Below are 16270 nucleotides of genomic sequence, written 5' to 3' on the forward strand. Positions count from 1 at the left end.
CTGTTGCCCGCCCTGGCCGCTTTGCTGGCCCGGTTGCGAGCTGCCGCGATCCTGCTGCTGCTGTTGGTCCTGCTTGCGGTCCTGGTTACCCATCTGACCGCCGCCTTGTTGTTGTCCCGGCTGCTGCTGGCTGCCGCGTTGGCCAGATTGTTCCTGCTGCTTCTGTTCCTGCGGCTTCTGGCCCGACTGCGATTGACCCGGCTGTTGCTGCTGTCCCATTGCTAGCTCCTTGACGCGGCGAACTGCCGCATCCCCTGTTTCGCAATCGCCATGCCAAGGATGGAAGGACCGGGGTGCCGCCAGCAACGGCCTGTAACGGGGGATGCAGCACATCACGCGGCGGGCGCTTTTACAACGGGTGGCCCGATTTACACGCCGTGGGCCCCGCCGCGGACGCCTGGGGCGGCCTGCCCGGCAGGTATGGAGCTTGCTGAAATATGCCTTACCAGTGGTTCCGCGTGCCAGGCAAGTCCGGCAACGGATGCGCTGGTGACCCGAAAAAGGAGGCAGCCATGCGTTTTTCCCGAATTCCCGCGCGCACCGTGCGGATGGCCTGTGTTGCTGCGGCGCTGGCGGTAGCCGGTAGCGCGCTGGCGCTCGACAAGAGCGGCCTGATCCTGGTTGCGGCCGACGATACCCCTGTGGCACCCGTCAATTCCGCGCCGGGCATGCCCGGCCGTGCCGACCCTGACCGGGGCGCCGCCCCGGACATGAGCGCCGACAAGGCCAAGCGGGCCGTCGAGGACGGTGCTATCACCACCAGGATCAAGACCAAGCTGCTCACGACCAAGGACCTCAAGTCCACCGGCATCCGTGTGAAAACCAGGCAGGGCACGGTCGACGTGAGCGGCACGGTGCCGAGCCAGCAGCAGCACGACCTGGCGCTCGACGCGATCCGCAGCGTCGAGGGCGTGACGTCGGTCAATGACAACCTGAAGGTGTCATCGCGGTAAGCGGGTTTGTCCGATGCTGAGGGTTTGCTCCCTCTCCCGCGCGTGGGAGAGGGAGAACGCAATCGGAATTTGGCCCCCCTGCCTAAGCCGCGTGCTTCCTGCGCGTAGTGCTTGAACTCTTGCGCGCGGCCGGCGCGTGCGACTCGCGCTTGGCCGGTGCACGCTTGGTCTTGGCGGCGGTGCTGGCGCGCTTGGCAGGCGGGGTCGCAGCCCGCTTGGCAGCGGGCTGCTTCCTGGCGGCGGCATGCCGCGCAGGGGCCTTGCGGCGCGCGGGCGTGGCGTCCTCCTTGTCTTCCTTGCCGCGCTGGCCCAGGCTCTGGCGCAGCAGCGCCACCATGTCGATGACCTTGGCGCCCTGGCGCGGCGCTTCTTCCTCTTCCGCAGGCGGGGTCAGCTGGTGGGTCTTGCCGGAGTCGATCTTTTCTTCGATGCGCGCCATCAGGTCGTCACGATAGCTGTCGCGGTACTGTTCCGGCTCCCAGTCTTCGCTCATGTCTTCGACCAGCTTGGTGGCCATCTCGATCTCGCGCGCATGCGCGCCGGTGGGTTTGCCGGTGGTCGCCTTGGGCAGGCGCAGTTCGGAGATGGGCAGCACCTCGTCGGCAAAGCGCATGGTGTTGAGCACCAGCGCGTCGCCGTGCACCAGCATCGCGGCCAGGTGCTGACGGGCGCGCAGCACCACCAGCGCCAGCGCGGCACGCCCGGTGCGGCGCATGGTTTCGTGCAGCAGCGCGTAGCCGCGCTCGCCGCGCTTGTCGGGTTCGAGGTAGTAGGGCGTGTCGAAGTAGTACGGCGGGATGCTCTGCGCGTCGACAAAGCTGACGATATCCACCGTCTGCGTGGCCTCGACATTGGCCTGGCGGAAGTCTTCCTCGTTCAGCAGCACGTATTCGTCCTTGGCGTACTGGTAGCCCTTGACGATATACTCCTTGTCGACCGGCTTGCCGGTGCTCTTGTTGATGCGCTGGTAGCCCACCGGCGCCATGTCGCGCACGTCCAGCAGGTCAAGGTCCAGCGTCTGGCTGCGCGACGCGGGCCGCAATACTACCGGGATATTGACCAGGCCAAAGGTTATGGCGCCTTTCCAGATGATGCGTGACACGTGAGGGCTCCTTTGCCAGCCGCACGGGCACGTTGCGGCGGCGGTGGCGGCAGATCGCCCGGAGGCGGGTCTGCCACTGGTTCGGGCGGGCCCGGCGGAGGTTCCGGCGGCGGGGTTTCAGGCTTGCGCGGCGGGATGTCGGGATCGGGCGTGGTATGCACGGAGCTTCCTTGTTCAAGGGTGGATGGGAGCGGCGGCTGGCATCGGCATCGCGCTAGGAATGGTCCGCGCTGAGTGCATCCAGCAGCCGTGTCAGCGCGTCCAGGTCGGCTGGCTTGACCAGGTGCTGGTCGAAGCCGGCTTCCAGCGCGCGGCGGCGGTCCTCGGGCTGGCCGAAGCCGGTCAGCGCCACCAGCGTGGCGCCGCGCATCTCGGGCAGCGCGCGCAGGCGGCGCGCGGTCTCGAAGCCGTCCATGGCGGGCATGCCCAGGTCCAGCAGCACCACCTCCGGCCGGGCATCGGTGGCGCGCGCCAGCGCGCTGGGGCCGTCGGCGGCGGTCACCACCGTATGGCCAAGTGTCTGCAGCGTCATCATCATGGCCTCGAGCGCGTCAGGGTTATCGTCCACCACCATGATCCGGCGCGGCACGCCGCGGTGCGGCGCGGTGCGGCCGGAGCCTGGGTGCCACTTCTGCCACGGCTCCACCGGCAGCGTCACGGTGAAGGTGCTGCCCTGTCCGGGGCCGGGGCTGTCGGCGCGGATGGTGCCGCCATGTAGCCGCACCAGCTTTTGCACCAGCGTCAGGCCGATGCCGGGACCGTCCTGCTGGATCGCGCTGCGCGGCGGTTCGGGCTGGGTGCCGTCGTCGCGCGCGGCCAGCGGATCGAACAGCTGCCGCTGCAGTGCCTCGGACAGGCCGGCGCCGTTGTCGCGCACGCGCACGGTGACGCGGGCGCCGGACGCGGCATCGGGCGCGGTGTTCGCCGCGCCGTCCTCGAGACTGGCATCGACGACGATCTGGCCGCCGGCGGGCGTGTAGGCCGCGGCGTTCTGCAGCAGGTTGCTGAAGATCTGCGCCAGGCGCACCAGGTCGCCACGTACCGGCAGGGGCTGCTCGGGCAGCGACAGGCGCAGCGTATGGCCGCAGGCGTCCATCGTGGGGCGCACGGCTTCCACCGCGGTATTGAGCGCGGTGCGCAGTTCCACCAGGTCCTCGCGCAGCGTGATGCGGCCCTGGTTGAAGCGCGAGATGTCGAGCAGCTCGTCCACCAGCCGGGTCAGGTGGTGCAGCTGCCGGCCGATGATGTCGCGCGCGCGGAACATGTCCTCGCGCGAGGGCGAGAGCTGCTGCAACAGGTCCGCGGCGCTGCGCAGCGGCGCCAGCGGATTGCGCAGTTCATGCGCCAGCATCGCCAGGAACTGGTCCTTGCGCCGTTCCTCGTCATGCAGCGCGCGGCCGGCACGGTTTTGCAGCGTCACGTCCTGGCAGGTGCCGGCAATGCGCAACGGCGGCGTGCGGTCGTCGCCCGGCTGGCCTTCCGCGCCGCGTACCGGGAACGCGCGCGCGCGGATATCGCGCAGCTCGCCGTCCGGGCGCGCAAGGCGGAACTCGATGTCCAGCCTGCCGTCGCCCAGCATGCTGGCGAACGCCGCTTCCACGCGCGCACGGTCGGCCGGCGCCACGCGCTCCAGGCAGCGGCGCGGCTCTTGCGTCAGCTGCTCGGGCTTATGGCCGCACAACGTGGCGAGCGAGGGGCTGGCGAACAGCAGGCGGGGCTCGGCCGGGTCCAGGATCCACACCACGTCGGCCAGCGATTCGGCCAGCTGGCGGAACATGTCTTCATGCTCATGCAGTGCCCGCGAGGTGCGGTGATAGGCGTCCTCTGCCCCGCGCAGCCGCAGCAGCGCCTGGATGCTCGACAACACCTCTTCCGGTTCGGCAGGCTCGACCAGGTAGCCGTCGGCGCCGCAGTTCAGCGCCTCTACGCGCTGGCGCGATTGCGCCAGCCCTGGCGAGGTCAGCAGCACCAGCGTGTGCGCGGTCTGTGGATCGGCTTTGAGCAGCCGGCAGACTTCCAGCCCGCTGATATCGGGCAGGCGTGCGGCCAGCAGCACCAGCACCGGCGCATGCTGTCGCACCAGCGACAGCGCCGAATGGCCGGTGGCGGCCTCGATCACGGAATACTCGCCGCGATGGAGGATGCGGCTCTTGACGTAGCGCGGCCCCTCGCGGTCATCGACATTCAGGATCAGCGGGGCCGGGTTGGCGGCATGCGGCGTCATGGCATCACGCTGACAGGCGCTTGCGCGCCCGCGCGGAGGTTTGCTCAGGACCCGGGATGGTCCGCGGCGGCGCCGTGTAAAACCGCGCCGGCCGCGCTGCCCCGCTTGCAAGCTTTGCCGCGCCGGCGCGGCCGCCGGTTGTAGGTATTACATGCGCACAGATGTCGTCCATCGCCATTCCCCCTTATGCATCAGCACGCCTGCGGTCTTTGCCAGGCTGTTGCGCTGGCAGAGTGGCAAGAGGCGTGCCGGGCAGGCGTCGCCCGGCACGCAGCGCGGCAACCGCGTGGCCATGCGTGGCGCGCTTCAGCGGCGGGCCGCCTCGCCGCCATGCGCTTCGGCGCTGGGGGAGGTGCCGCCGTGCGGTCCGGCTGAGCCGGTTGCTTCGACAGCTTTCTGCGGGATCTTGCCGGGCTCGGTAGTGCCGCCGCCGGTGGCGCCCTTGCCAAAGCGCGCAGCGATCCGGTCCTGGACCCGGCTTAATGCCTCGGCCTGCTGTTTGGCCGCTTCGGCTTCCTTGGACTTCTTGGCTTCGGCGGCCTGCTGCTGCTCGGGCGTCGGTGCCGGCAGGCGTGCCTGCACCGGGCTGGCGGCGAAGGACAGCATCGCGCAGGAAACCAGCAGGTGGCGCAAGGCGCGGCGGTTGCGTGGCGCGGCAGCGGTGGCTCGAATCTTCGCGGCGATCCTGAGTTGGCTCATCATCACGTCTCCATGTCGTCGCTGCACTGGCAGCAGTGCAACGTGGCGCACGCGGCGGGGGTGCCGGGCCGTGTGCCATGACCGGGATGCGGCAAGAAATGTGCCGCTTGGCGACTGCTGTGGATCTCCGGCGGGAACGGGGGGCTATCGGGCGCGTGCCAGTCGCGCCGCGGCGCGCGTGATCGCCTGCCGGGTTTCGGCGTAGTCCGCCCATGGGTCGTCGGCCGCCACGGCGTCGAGCCTCGGGCCGGCATTGGCCACGGTCCACTGCGCCGCGCCTTGCAGGCTATCGAGTTCCTCCCACCACACCGGCATCGATACCCCCAGCCCCGGGCGTGCCCGCGCCGAGAATGCCGCCACCGTGGTGGCGCCTATGCCATTGCGCAAGTAATCGATGAAAATCTTGCCAACGCGGTTGCTTGGACCGCTCTTGGCCACGAAGCGCTGCGGCACGGTGGCGGCGACATGGCGCACCGCGTCATGCGCGAACGCCTTCACCTCGTCCCACCCGGCACGCGGCGTGATCGGCACCACCACGTGCAGCCCCTTGCCGCCACTGGTCTTCAGGAAGCTGGCGAGGCCGAGTTCATCGAGCAGCGCCTTCATCAGCGCGGCGGCTTCCTGCATTTGTGGCCAGGGCACGCCTTCGCCCGGGTCCAGGTCGAAGACGATGCGGTTGGGGCGCTCGATGCTGCGCTTGCCGGCGTTCCAGGTGTGGAACTCCACCACATTGAGCTGTGCCGCGGCCACCAGGGCTTCGGCCGACGCGATTTCCAGCAGCGCGGGATGCCCAGGCCACAGGCCCGGATCGAGCACGTTGAGGCCGTCCACCCGCAGCGTGTCGCTATGCCGCTGGAAGAACTGCTCGCCGCCCACGCCCGATGGCGCGCGCACCATCGCGATCGGTCGCCCGCGCAGGTGCGGCAGGATCAGCGGCGCGGCGCGTTCGTAGTAGCGCACCAGGTCGCCCTTGGTCAGGCCGGATGCTGTGTCGATGACGCGCTCGGCATGGCTGATCGCGACCTTGCCGCCGGCGGCGGTGGTGCGCTTTGCCGCGGCCTTCGGCCGTGTGCCGGCATGCTTTGCCGTGGTTGCCGCGGGCTTGCCGTTGGCCGCCGGCGTTGCCGGCCGCTCCACCGACACCGCGCGCGCGGGCTTGTCGGTGCGCAGGCCGTGGAACACGGCATGGCGCACGCGGCCTTCGCGGGTCCAGCTGCCGAACGAGACCTCGGCCACCAGCTTTGGCCGCACCCAGTGCCCCTTTACGCCTGCAGGCACGTTCTCAAAGGGCGCGGAATCGGCGCGCAACGCGTCCAGCTGCGTGCGCAGCGCGCCCAGCGTGCGCGCGTCGAAGCCGGTGCCGACATTGCCCGCGTAGCGCAGCCGCCCGCCGCTGTCGTGCACGCCAAGCAGCAACGAGCCGATGCCGGCGCGGCTGCCCTTCGGGTCGGTGAAGCCCGCCACCACGAACTCCTGGCGCAAGGTGCATTTCAGCTTGATCCACGTACTGGTGCGCGCGCTGACATAGGCGGCGTCGGCGCGCTTGCCGATCACGCCTTCAAGCTTCATGCGGCAGGCTGCCTCGAGCATGTCGGCAGGGCCGGCCTCGAAGTCCTCGCTGAACTGCAGGCGCGGCGAGGTGTTGTGCGCGAAGATCCGGCGCAGCAGGGCGCGCCGCTCCACCAGCGGTACCTTGCGCAGGTCATGGCCGGCAAAGTAGGGCAGGTCGAACACGAAATACTGGATGCCCTCGACGCGCGCGGTATCGAAGGCATTCTGCAGCGCCTGGAAGTCGGTCGCGCCATGCTTGCCGAGCACCACGATCTCGCCATCGAGCCAGCCATCGGGCAGGCCCAGGGTGCCGACGTCGCGCGCCAGCGCACGCAGCTTGCTGGTCCAGTCGTTGCCCTGGCGCGTGAACAGGCGCACATCCTTGCCGTCGATGCGGGCCAGCAGCCGGTAGCCGTCGAACTTGATCTCGTAGCGCCACGCCTGCGCGTCGGACGGAGGCTGCTCCACCAGCGTGGCCAGCTGCGGCGCCAGCGCCAGCGGCAAGGCCGCGCGCGGCGCGCCGCGCGGCGGCTTCATGGATTTCGCCGTGCCGTGTGCATCTGGTGCGGCTTCGTCAGGCGGCTGCGCGGACTTCGCGCGCTTTGCCGCGGGCTTGCGCTGCGTGCCGCCCAGCACGCTGTCCGGCAAGGCCTCGACCACATCGAACTCCGATGCCGGCACGGCGGTCTCGTCGCGCTCCTTGATCAGCAGCCAGGCGTCCTGCTCCTTCTGCCGGCTGCCGTGCATGCGCACCAGGGTCCAGTGACCGTGCAGCTTTTCACCGCGCAGCTCGAACTTCAGCTTGCCGGCGCGGTAGCCGGCCTCGGCATCGCCTACCGGCAACCAGGTGCCGCGGTCCCAGACGATGACCGTGCCGGCGCCATAGTGGCCGGCGGGGATCACGCCCTCGAAGCCGGCATAGTCCAGCGGATGGTCCTCGACATGGATGGCCATGCGCTTGTCGGCCGGGTCCAGGCTCGGCCCCTTGGGCACGGCCCAGCTTTTCAGCGCGCCGCCGAGTTCGAGGCGAAAGTCATAGTGCAGCCGACGCGCCGCGTGCTTCTGGATCACGAAGGAAAGCTCGCCGGCGCGCTTGTGCACCTTGCCGCGGGTGCGCGCGGCGCCGCTGGGCTCAGGCGTGGCGCCGAAGTCGCGCATGCGGCGGTATTTATCGAGCGCGGCGGGAGCGGCCTTGGCGGCTGGCGCGCCGCGTGCCGCCGGGCGGGCCGTGCTGGCGCGCTTGCCGGTGGGCTTGCCGGCGCCTTTTGCCGCGGCGCGGCGTTTGCCTGGATCCTTTGGCGCTGTCGGTCGCGTGGTCTTGGCCATTGCTGTCGCCGGTTAGGTGGGATGTATCCAGCTTAGGCAGCACATGCCGCCGCTGAAATCGGCGCCCGTCCTACAGCGCCCGGCCGCAGCCCCATGCGCGTCGCGCCATGTGGTTCTTACCGGGTGTTGTAAATCTGCGGCAGCCCGCCTGCCGTGGCGCCGCCAGCCAGGGCCGCCCCGGACAGGAACGCTCCTTGCAACTCCCCAGCGGCATGCCCGGCACCGTGCCGGGCCTCCCCGAGGAGAAGCGGCGATGAAACCAACCCTGAAGAACATTGGCTCGCAGGTCATCGTCCTGACCGGTGCCAGCAGCGGCGTGGGCCTGGTGACGGCGCGCAAGGCGGCGCAGCAGGGTGCGCGGCTGGTGCTGGTGGCGCGCAGCGAGGGCTCGCTGCACCAGCTGGCCGAAGAGCTGCGCGAGCATGGCAATGAAGTCATCACCGTGGTGGCCGATGTCGGCAAGCATGAAGAGGTTGGCAAGGTGGCGCAGGCTGCGATCGAGCGCTTCGGTGGCTTCGATACCTGGATCAACAACGCCGGCGTGACCATCTTCGGCCGCCATTGCGACGTGCCGCTGGAAGACCAGCGGCGGCTGTTCGATACCAACTACTGGGGCACCGTGCATGGCTCGCTGGCGGCGGCCGCGCACCTGCGCGAGCACGGCGGCGCCATCATTAACATGGGCAGCGAGGCGGCGGACGGCCCGCTGCCGCTGCAGAGCGCCTATGCGGCCTCGCAGCACGCGATCAAGGGCTTTACCGATTCGCTGCGGCTGGAACTGGAGCAGGAGCAGGCGCCGGTCAGCGTGACGCTGATCAAGCCTGCCGGACTGGAAACGCCGCTGGCGATGCACGCCAAGAATTTCCTCGATGTCGAGCCGCGCATGCCGCCGCCGCTGTATGACCCGGCGCTGGCGGCCGACGCGATCCTGTTTGCCGCCGCGAACCCGCGCCGCGAGCTTTTCGTCGGTGCGGCCGCCAAGGCGTTCTCGGCCGCGGCGTACCACGCGCCGCACACCTTCGACCGCTTCATGCGCCGCTTCATGGGCCGCGCGCAACAGACGCATCACCCCGCGGGTCCGCTCGAGGACAACGCGCTGTATGGCAGCGGCAGTGGCCTGCAGGAACGCAGCGGCAGCCACAACGCGCTGCACTCCTGCCCCTACACCACCACCGCGCGGCACCCGATGCTGGCCACTGCGCTGGTGGTGGGCGCCTCCGCCGCGGTTGCCGCGGTGTACCAGTTGCGGCACAAGCGCTAGTGTCCTGTGCCGCGCACATTGGTGGCGCGTGGGCCGCGAACGCCTATCATTGACTCGAATGCCCGCAGTTGCGGGCATTCGGGCCTCCGCCGGACGGCGGCGCCAGGCCGCCCGCGCACGGGGCCTGCTGTCTTCCCCATCACACAGAAGGTATGCTCATGTCCGAGCCGCATGCGGCAAAAGGCATCCGTACGTCACTCGTCGGCGAGCCGGACGGCACCCTGGCGGACGATGCCGGCCTCCTGCTGGCGGCACAGTACCGGCGCCTGCTCGACGCGGTGGAAGACTGCGCCGTGTTCGAGACCGATGCGCACGGGTGTATTGCGATGTGGCCGGATGCCGCGCGGCGCGTGTTCGGCTACAGCGCCGAGGAAATCACCGGCCGTCACCTTTCCTGCCTGCATCGTCCTGACGATGTCGCTGCCGGCCTGCCGCAGCAATGGCTGCAGGCGGCCGCACTCGGAGGCAGCGCGCGCGACCAGGGCTGGCGCGTGCGGCGCGACGGCAGCCTGCTGCAGGCGTCCTGCCTCATGCGGGCCATTGGCGCTGCCGACGGGCCGGACGTAGCGGCCAGGCATGGCGATGCCTCGTCCGTGGAGTCCGCGGCAGGCCAGGCCGCCGGCTTTATCGTGTCGTGCCGCGACATTACCGTGCAGCAGGCTGCATCCGAGCATGCCCGGCTCGCCGATACCCGGATGCGGCTGCTGGCTGAAAACCTGCCCGGCACCGCGGTGTGCGAACTTGACCTGGACGGCACCATCCGCAGCTGGAACGTCGGCGCGCAGGCGCTGGCCGGCTACGTCGAGGCCGAAGCCGTCGGCCAGCCGCTGGCACTGCTCTATTCCCGCCAGGATGCCGCCGCGGGGCGCGACCGCGCGGCGCTGGAAGCCGCGCGCGCGTGCGGCCAGTGGGCCGGCGAAGAGCGCGTGGCACGCAAGGACGGCTCGGTGGTGCGTTGCCATACGCGCATGGTGCTGGTGCGCGACGCCGCCGGCTGCCCGACCAGCCTGCTGTGGACCGTGCGCGACTTGAGCGATGCGCTGCGGCTGGAAATGCTGGAGGCCGGCAGCCGCCGGCTGCAATCGTTCCTGGCCATCCTGGCGCATGAACTACGCAATCCCCTGGCGGCGGTGCGCAACGCAGTCGAAGTGATCGAGCTGACCCCGGATGCCGACACGCGCGTGCGCCGCTGCGCCGGGATCATCGACCGCCAGCTGCACCAGCTGGAGCGGCTGGTGAACGACCTGCTCGACGTAGGCCGCGTGACCGCCGGCAAGCTGAAGATGGAGCTGACGCCCACCTCGTACAACGACGTGGTAACCACCAGCATCGAGGCAATCCGCCCGGTGCTGGAAGCCGCCGGCCAGCGGCTCGTGTTGGCGCTGCCGGCAAGCTCGCCCTATGTGCGCGCCGACGCCGCGCGGCTGGGGCAGGTGCTGCTGAACCTGCTCAGCAATGCGGTCAAGTACACCCCGCGCGGCGGTATCGTCAGCGTGCATGTGAGCGTGGAGTCAGCGCGCGTCATCACCGCCGTGTCGGATACCGGCCGGGGTCTCGCGCCGGCGGCGCTGGACCGCATCTTCGACCTGTTCGCGCAGGAGGCCGGCGCCGGCAGCCGCAGCGGCCTGGGCATCGGGCTGGCGCTGGCCAAGGCCGTGGTGGAAGCGCACGGCGGCGCGATCCAGGCCGACAGCGGTGGCGCGGGCAAGGGCAGCACCTTCACCGTGATCCTGCCGCGCGCCAGCGCCCGCCGCCGCGAGGCCGGCACGCCGCCGCCAGGGCTGGTGCCGCGGCGCCGCGTGCTGGTGGTGGACGACAATGCCGATTCGGCTGACAGCATGGCCGAGCTGCTGGGCCTGCTCGGCCATGAGGCGCGCGCCGCCCATGGCGGCCAGCAGGCACTGGACCTGGTTGCCGAATTCCGCCCGGATTGCGTGCTGCTCGACCTGGAAATGCCCGACATGTCGGGCTTTGAAGTCCTGCCGGCATTGCGCCAGGCGTGCGCCCCGCGCGCGGTGCAGTTCCTGGCGCTGACTGGGCGCTGCACTGCCGAAGACCAGCGGCGCAGCGAACTGGCCGGCTTCCATGCCTACCTGACCAAGCCGCTGGCGATCGAGGCCCTGTCGCGCGCGCTGGCCGCGCCGCTGCCTTACAAGGAGCGGTAGGCGTCCAGCCGGTTGTACAGCGTCTTCAGGCTGATGCCGAGCGCGCGCGCGGCCTGGCGCTTGTCGCCGTCAAAGCGCGCCAGCGTGGCCATGATGATTTCGCGCTGGGTGTCGGCCAGCGTGGTGCCGACGCGCACGCTGACCACGCCGTCTACCGTGGTGGGCCGCGGCGGCTGCGTGGCCAGGTTGGGGTTGCCGATCTCCACGACCTTGTCGGCCAGGATAAAGGCGCGGTAGACGGCGTTCTTCAGCTCGCGCACATTGCCCGGCCAGTCATAGCGCACCAGCCGCTCCAGCGAGGCGGCCGAGAAGGCCTTGTCGGTGCGCTCCATGGCGTTGTACTCGGCCAGGAAGTGGCGTGCCAGCGGCACGATATCGTCGGGCCGCTCGCGCAGCGGCGGGATATGCAGCGGGAACACGGCCAGCCGGTACAGCAGGTCTTCACGCAACTGGCCGGCACGCGCTGCCTCGACCGGGTCGCGGTTGGTGGCTGCCAGGATGCGCACGTCGGTGGCGATGGGCGTGTCGCCGCCGACGCGGTGGAAGGTGCGGCCTTCCAGCACCCGCAACAACTTGATCTGCATCTCGAGCGGCATTTCAGTGACTTCGTCGAGAAACAGCGTGCCCCCATGGGCCTGCTCGAAGTAGCCTGCCTTCTGCTCGATCGCGCCGGTAAAGCCGCCTTTCTCGTGGCCGAACAGTTCCGACTCGATCAGTGTGGGCTGGATCGCCCCGCAGTTGACCGCAATGAACGGGCCGTTGCGGCGCGCGCTGCGCTCATGCACCGCGCGCGCCACCACTTCCTTGCCGGAGCCGCTTTCGCCTACCGCAAGCATGGTGACATCGGTGGGCGCCACGCGCTCGATCTGGGCCAGCAGGCGTTGCATGGCGGGCGACGCGCTTTCCCACAGCAGCGACACCTGCGAGGGTATGGCACGGCGCGGCGCGGGCTCGCGCGCCGGCTCGGATGTGCTGGCGGCGTGGCTGGCGGGCTGCCCAGAGAGAGCGGCGTTGCTGCGCCGCGATGTGCTGGCGGTCACGGGCACAATGAAGGCCTCGGTCGGGGGCGGGCTTGTCGTGAGAAGTTCCTATGCTAGCCTTTGGCGCAGGGGCTTGCCATAAGTGTCTGAGCCCGCGCGGAAACATCCGACAGCTGTGTCAGACGGACACCGGCAACGACCGTGCCTGCCCGCGCTTAGACTGGCATTACGCAGTGGACTTGTGCAACCGACTGACAATGTCGCAGTCGAAACCCGTGCCGCCCCTGTGCCTGTCGCGCCACGCCTTGCATGGAGCGTGGCGGCGGGCGTGCCCGAGCCCGGCAGCGTGACCGCCGTGGCCCGCGAACGGAGGCGCCAGCGGATTTCGCCCAAGTTTCCAATAGGTCTCACTGACGGATCGTATGCCCCACATCCTGATTGTCGATGACGACGAAAACGCATGTGCCGCGCTAGCCGAGATCGTGGCCATGGAAGGCTTCAGCTCCGCCACGGCGGGCACCCTGCGCGAGGCACGGCTGCAGATCGGCTGGCGCATGCCGGAGGCGATTGTGGCGGACCTGCGCCTGCCGGACGGCAACGGCATGGAGCTGTTCGACGAGGTTGGCGCCTCGGGCGTCGAAGTGATCCTCACGACCGGTTATGCCAGTGTGGAAAGCGCGGTCGAAGCGCTGCGCGCCGGTGCCACCGATTACCTGGTCAAGCCCATCAACGTGGCGCGGCTGCAGACCGTGCTCAGGCGCCTGGCCACCACCGGCGAGTTGCGCGCCGAGATCCATTCGCTGCGCGGCGAGTTGCGCCGCTATGGCCGTTTCGGCCGGCTGATGGGCAGTTCCGAAGTGATGCAGGTGGTCTACGACCAGCTTGCCCGCGTGGCCCCGACTGAAGCCACGGTACTGCTGATCGGCGAAAGCGGCACCGGCAAGGAACTGGCCGCGCAGACCGTGCACGAGCTCTCGTCGCGGCGGCGGCAGCCGTTCCTGGCGGTCAACTGCGGCGCGATCTCGCCCACGTTGATCGAAAGCGAGATGTTCGGCCACGAGCGCGGCAGCTTTACCGGCGCGGACCGCCAGCACAAGGGCTATTTCGAGCGCGCCGACGGCGGCACTCTGTTCCTGGACGAGATCACCGAGATGCCCGCCGAGCTGCAGGTCAAGCTGCTGCGCGTGCTGGAGACCGGCACCTTCATGCGCGTGGGCACCAACCGCGAATGCCATGCCGATGTGCGCGTGCTGGCCGCCACCAACCGCAACCCTGAAGATGCGGTGGCCGACGGCAAGCTGCGCGCGGACCTGTTCCACAGGCTGAACGTGTTCCCGGTAGAACTGCCGCCGCTGCGCGCGCGCGGCGACGACGTGATCCAGATCGCCAACCTGATGCTGGACCAGCTCAATGCCGAGCAGGGCACCCAGCGCCGCTTCGCGCCCAATGTGCTGGACAGCCTGCGCCTGCACGCCTGGCCCGGCAATGTGCGCGAGCTGCGCAACTTCGTGCAGCGCGCCTTCATCATGTCCGACGACGACCTCATCACCGAGGTGCAGGTGCCGCTGCAGGTCGCGGCCACGCAGGCGCCGGGCGCGGCGGTGGTGTCGGTGCCGGTGGGCATGTCCCTTGCCGATGCCGACCGGCAGCTGATCTTCGCCACGCTGGAGCAATGCGCGGGGGTGAAGAAGCACGCGGCCGAGATCCTCGGCATCAGCCTGAAGACTTTGTACAACCGGCTGGAAGATTATGCCGCCCGCGGCGAATTGCCAGAGTGGCTGCGCGCCTCGCGCAACGACACCGGTTCGTCGGCTACCGGCTGATGGCGTGAGGCAGCGCCTGCGTTAGCGGGGATCGGGCCCGTGCCAGTGAGCCGCAGCGCCCTGTGCAGCACGTTTCTTGCTTCCTCCAACGCATACAACCCGGCCAATCCGGCCGGGGACGTGCCAATGCCGAGCCGCACATGACGCAGCACCCCCCGCAATCCGCGATGCCGGACGCTCCGCTTTCCTCGCCGGCCGGCGCCGTGCGCAGCGTGCAAGAGGTGAGCGCGCTGATCGAGCAATCGGCGCATGACCTGCGTTCGTCGCTGAACGCCATCCAGAGCTGGGCCTACGTGCTGGACCGTGCCTTCGATACCATGCCGGCGCCCGCGCAGCGCGCGCTGGACGGGATTCGCTTCGGCATGCAGCAGCAGCTGGCGCTGATCGAGGAGATGGAAGAGGCCGTGCGGCTGCTGGCCGACGAGAGCGCACCGCGCTGGCAGCGCCTGGACCTGCTGGCGCTCACGGCCCAGGCCATTGCCGACCGGCGTCCCACCGCCGAAGCCCGTGGCGTGCTGCTGTCGCCGGTCGCCACTGACGGTGCGGCGGATTCGTCGGAAGCAGCCTATCTGATCGATGGCGACGCCGAGCGGCTGGCCCCGCTGCTGCGGCACCTGCTGGTGCATTGCATCTGGCGCGCGCCGGCCGGCGGCTCGGTCGGCGTGCAGGTGTTGAGCGAGCCGGATCACGTGAAGCTGCGCATTACCGAGAGCCCGCCGCTGGACCAGCAGCGCAGCGCCAGCCGGCTGACCGCGCTGACCGATTTCTTCGGGCGCCGGGCGGCGCCGGACGGCGCGACCCCGGCCCGGCAGAGCAGCGCGCTGCTGCTGACGCGCCGCATGGTCGAAATGCACGGGGCGGCGCTGAGCGCGGAAAGCGATGGCTGCGATAACGACCGGATCAGGGTTTGCATCGCCGTCAGGTTCCCGCGCCACATGAGCGCCTGAAGCGGCGCCGCGCATTCATGTAGTTTTTACCGGCCTGTCGCGTGCGCTACGCGTAGCGCTTGCCGGCCGGCCCTGGTTGCACTTGCCATACCTGCGGCGTCACGGCAGCGCCCGCACCGCTCCCCCGCCACTCTCCTGTCCTTTCCCGTTTCTGGCCCGCGCCTTGCATGGATGAATGACCCAACCAAGGAGGGTACAACCATGCCCAAAGCCAGCCGCAAATCCGACAAGGCCGCGCAGGTTGCTCACAAGCCGTCCGGCGCGAAATCCGACAAGTCCCTGGCTGCCCGCATGAGCGGGCCATCCGCGGGCAAGGCCCACGCAGGCAGCAAGGCCGCCGCAGGCGACAAGCAACGGGGCAAGGAAGCCAAGACCTACCAGGCCGCCGTGGACGACTCGCTGGAGATGACGTTCCCGGCCAGCGACCCGATCTCGCCGAGCGCGGCCATGCACGCCGAGAAGAAGACGCAGACCGCGCGCGACGATGTCGACTGGAAGCTCAAACGGGGCAGTGACGAGCAGCCCGTGGGCGCCAAGCCGGCCGGCCAGCGCAAGGGGTCGGCCAGCAAGCGCTGAAGCGCATTTCCGCAACCCTGAGTCCAGGTGCCGCGGCGGGATTCTACCCAGGGCCCCGCGCCGCGGCCCGCCAAACGGAGATAGCCATGACCCGAGTCCAACCTGAGCCCCCTGAAGAACGGCCGCCGCACGGCGCATCCATCGTCGGCGGCATCGACCGCGATTCCCCGGGCCCTGGCCCATTCGTGATGGCAGCCGACACGCTCGAGGGCAACAAGGTGGTTGACCCCGCCGGCGACGATATCGGCACCATCGACCACATCATGATCGACGTGCTGGGTGGGCGCGTGGCCTACGCGGTGCTGGCCATGGGCGGCTTCCTTGGCATTGGTGAAAAACTCTTCGCCTTGCCGTGGTCGGCGCTCACGCTCGATACGCGGCGCAAGTGTTTTGTGCTTGGTGTTGAAAGGGATCGGCTCAAGGCCGCGCCGGGGTTTGACAAGGACCACTGGCCCAGCATGGCGGATTCGCAGTGGGCGACCAGCATTCACCAGTATTACGGGATTTCGCCTTATTGGGAGGCGGATCGGTATGACCCTTGGGATGAGAGGAGGAGGTGATGGGGATTGGGCGACGGCCCTTTAGGCTGGCGCCAATGCGGTCGCTTGTCGCCCTTGGCGGGCGTGGCTGTTTCGCCGGCGTAGCCGGCGAGTCACTTTTTGT

At 69.4% G+C, this 16270-nt stretch carries 13 protein-coding genes; 8 read left to right on the forward strand and 5 right to left on the reverse strand.

Going from position 1 to position 16270, the window contains the following annotated elements; genetic code table 11:
- Together AC3WQZ_RS33945 and AC3WQZ_RS33950 are read left to right on the forward strand one after the other, a co-directional pair.
- Positions 1 to 225 (forward strand): hypothetical protein (locus tag AC3WQZ_RS33945; protein ID WP_492302028.1); only part of this gene is annotated, 225 nt, incomplete at its 5' end.
- Between the two features lie 287 nt (positions 226 to 512).
- Positions 513 to 953, forward strand: coding sequence for a BON domain-containing protein (locus tag AC3WQZ_RS33950; protein ID WP_010810675.1), 441 nt, complete (start codon positions 513 to 515; stop codon positions 951 to 953).
- Between the two features lie 82 nt (positions 954 to 1035).
- On the opposite strand, the gene ku is transcribed toward AC3WQZ_RS33950, so the two are convergent.
- The 4 genes from ku to ligD all read right to left on the reverse strand — a co-directional run bounded on the left by ku (position 1036) and on the right by ligD (position 7855).
- The gene (ku, locus tag AC3WQZ_RS33955; protein WP_010810674.1) at positions 1036 to 2055 is read right to left on the reverse strand and encodes a non-homologous end joining protein Ku; all 1020 of its coding nucleotides are present in this window, start codon (positions 2053 to 2055) and stop codon (positions 1036 to 1038) included.
- A 214-nt stretch (positions 2056 to 2269) separates the two neighbouring features.
- Positions 2270 to 4279, reverse strand: coding sequence for a response regulator (locus AC3WQZ_RS33960; protein ID WP_010810673.1), 2010 nt, complete (start codon positions 4277 to 4279; stop codon positions 2270 to 2272).
- Positions 4280 to 4585: 306 nt separating this feature from the next.
- Positions 4586 to 4981 carry a hypothetical protein gene (locus AC3WQZ_RS33965; RefSeq protein ID WP_010810672.1) on the reverse strand — a complete coding sequence of 132 codons (396 nt, stop codon included), beginning with the start codon at positions 4979 to 4981 and terminating at the stop codon, positions 4586 to 4588.
- A 141-nt stretch (positions 4982 to 5122) separates the two neighbouring features.
- On the reverse strand, positions 5123 to 7855 hold the full coding sequence (gene ligD / locus AC3WQZ_RS33970) for a DNA ligase D (RefSeq protein ID WP_492302030.1): 2733 nt from the start codon (positions 7853 to 7855) through the stop codon (positions 5123 to 5125).
- Positions 7856 to 8108: 253 nt separating this feature from the next.
- Between ligD and AC3WQZ_RS33975 the strand changes: the two genes are divergently transcribed.
- Together AC3WQZ_RS33975 and AC3WQZ_RS33980 are read left to right on the forward strand one after the other, a co-directional pair.
- Positions 8109 to 9116: an SDR family oxidoreductase gene (locus AC3WQZ_RS33975; RefSeq protein ID WP_454750109.1), complete on the forward strand. Its 1008-nt coding sequence runs from the start codon at positions 8109 to 8111 to the stop codon at positions 9114 to 9116.
- Between the two features lie 158 nt (positions 9117 to 9274).
- Positions 9275 to 11281: a hybrid sensor histidine kinase/response regulator gene (locus AC3WQZ_RS33980; protein WP_492302032.1), complete on the forward strand. Its 2007-nt coding sequence runs from the start codon at positions 9275 to 9277 to the stop codon at positions 11279 to 11281.
- On the opposite strand, the gene AC3WQZ_RS33985 is transcribed toward AC3WQZ_RS33980, so the two are convergent.
- Positions 11266 to 12327 carry a sigma-54 interaction domain-containing protein gene (locus tag AC3WQZ_RS33985; RefSeq protein WP_011617806.1) on the reverse strand — a complete coding sequence of 354 codons (1062 nt, stop codon included), beginning with the start codon at positions 12325 to 12327 and terminating at the stop codon, positions 11266 to 11268. The two genes, AC3WQZ_RS33980 and AC3WQZ_RS33985, sit on opposite strands and share 16 nt — an antisense overlap.
- Before the next feature lie 356 nt (positions 12328 to 12683).
- Between AC3WQZ_RS33985 and AC3WQZ_RS33990 the strand changes: the two genes are divergently transcribed.
- The 4 genes from AC3WQZ_RS33990 to AC3WQZ_RS34005 all read left to right on the forward strand — a co-directional run bounded on the left by AC3WQZ_RS33990 (position 12684) and on the right by AC3WQZ_RS34005 (position 16167).
- Complete coding sequence (locus tag AC3WQZ_RS33990) at positions 12684 to 14084, forward strand: sigma-54-dependent transcriptional regulator (protein ID WP_010810666.1); 1401 nt, start codon at positions 12684 to 12686, stop codon at positions 14082 to 14084.
- Between the two features lie 140 nt (positions 14085 to 14224).
- Positions 14225 to 15031 carry a sensor histidine kinase gene (locus tag AC3WQZ_RS33995; protein WP_011617805.1) on the forward strand — a complete coding sequence of 269 codons (807 nt, stop codon included), beginning with the start codon at positions 14225 to 14227 and terminating at the stop codon, positions 15029 to 15031.
- Between the two features lie 201 nt (positions 15032 to 15232).
- Complete coding sequence (locus AC3WQZ_RS34000; protein WP_010810664.1) at positions 15233 to 15607, forward strand: hypothetical protein; 375 nt, start codon at positions 15233 to 15235, stop codon at positions 15605 to 15607.
- A gap of 86 nt (positions 15608 to 15693) precedes the next feature.
- Complete coding sequence (locus AC3WQZ_RS34005) at positions 15694 to 16167, forward strand: PRC-barrel domain-containing protein (RefSeq protein ID WP_010810663.1); 474 nt, start codon at positions 15694 to 15696, stop codon at positions 16165 to 16167.
- Positions 16168 to 16270: the final 103 nt, after the last annotated feature.

The sequence above is a fragment of the Cupriavidus sp. FW305-26 genome, from assembly GCF_058787975.1.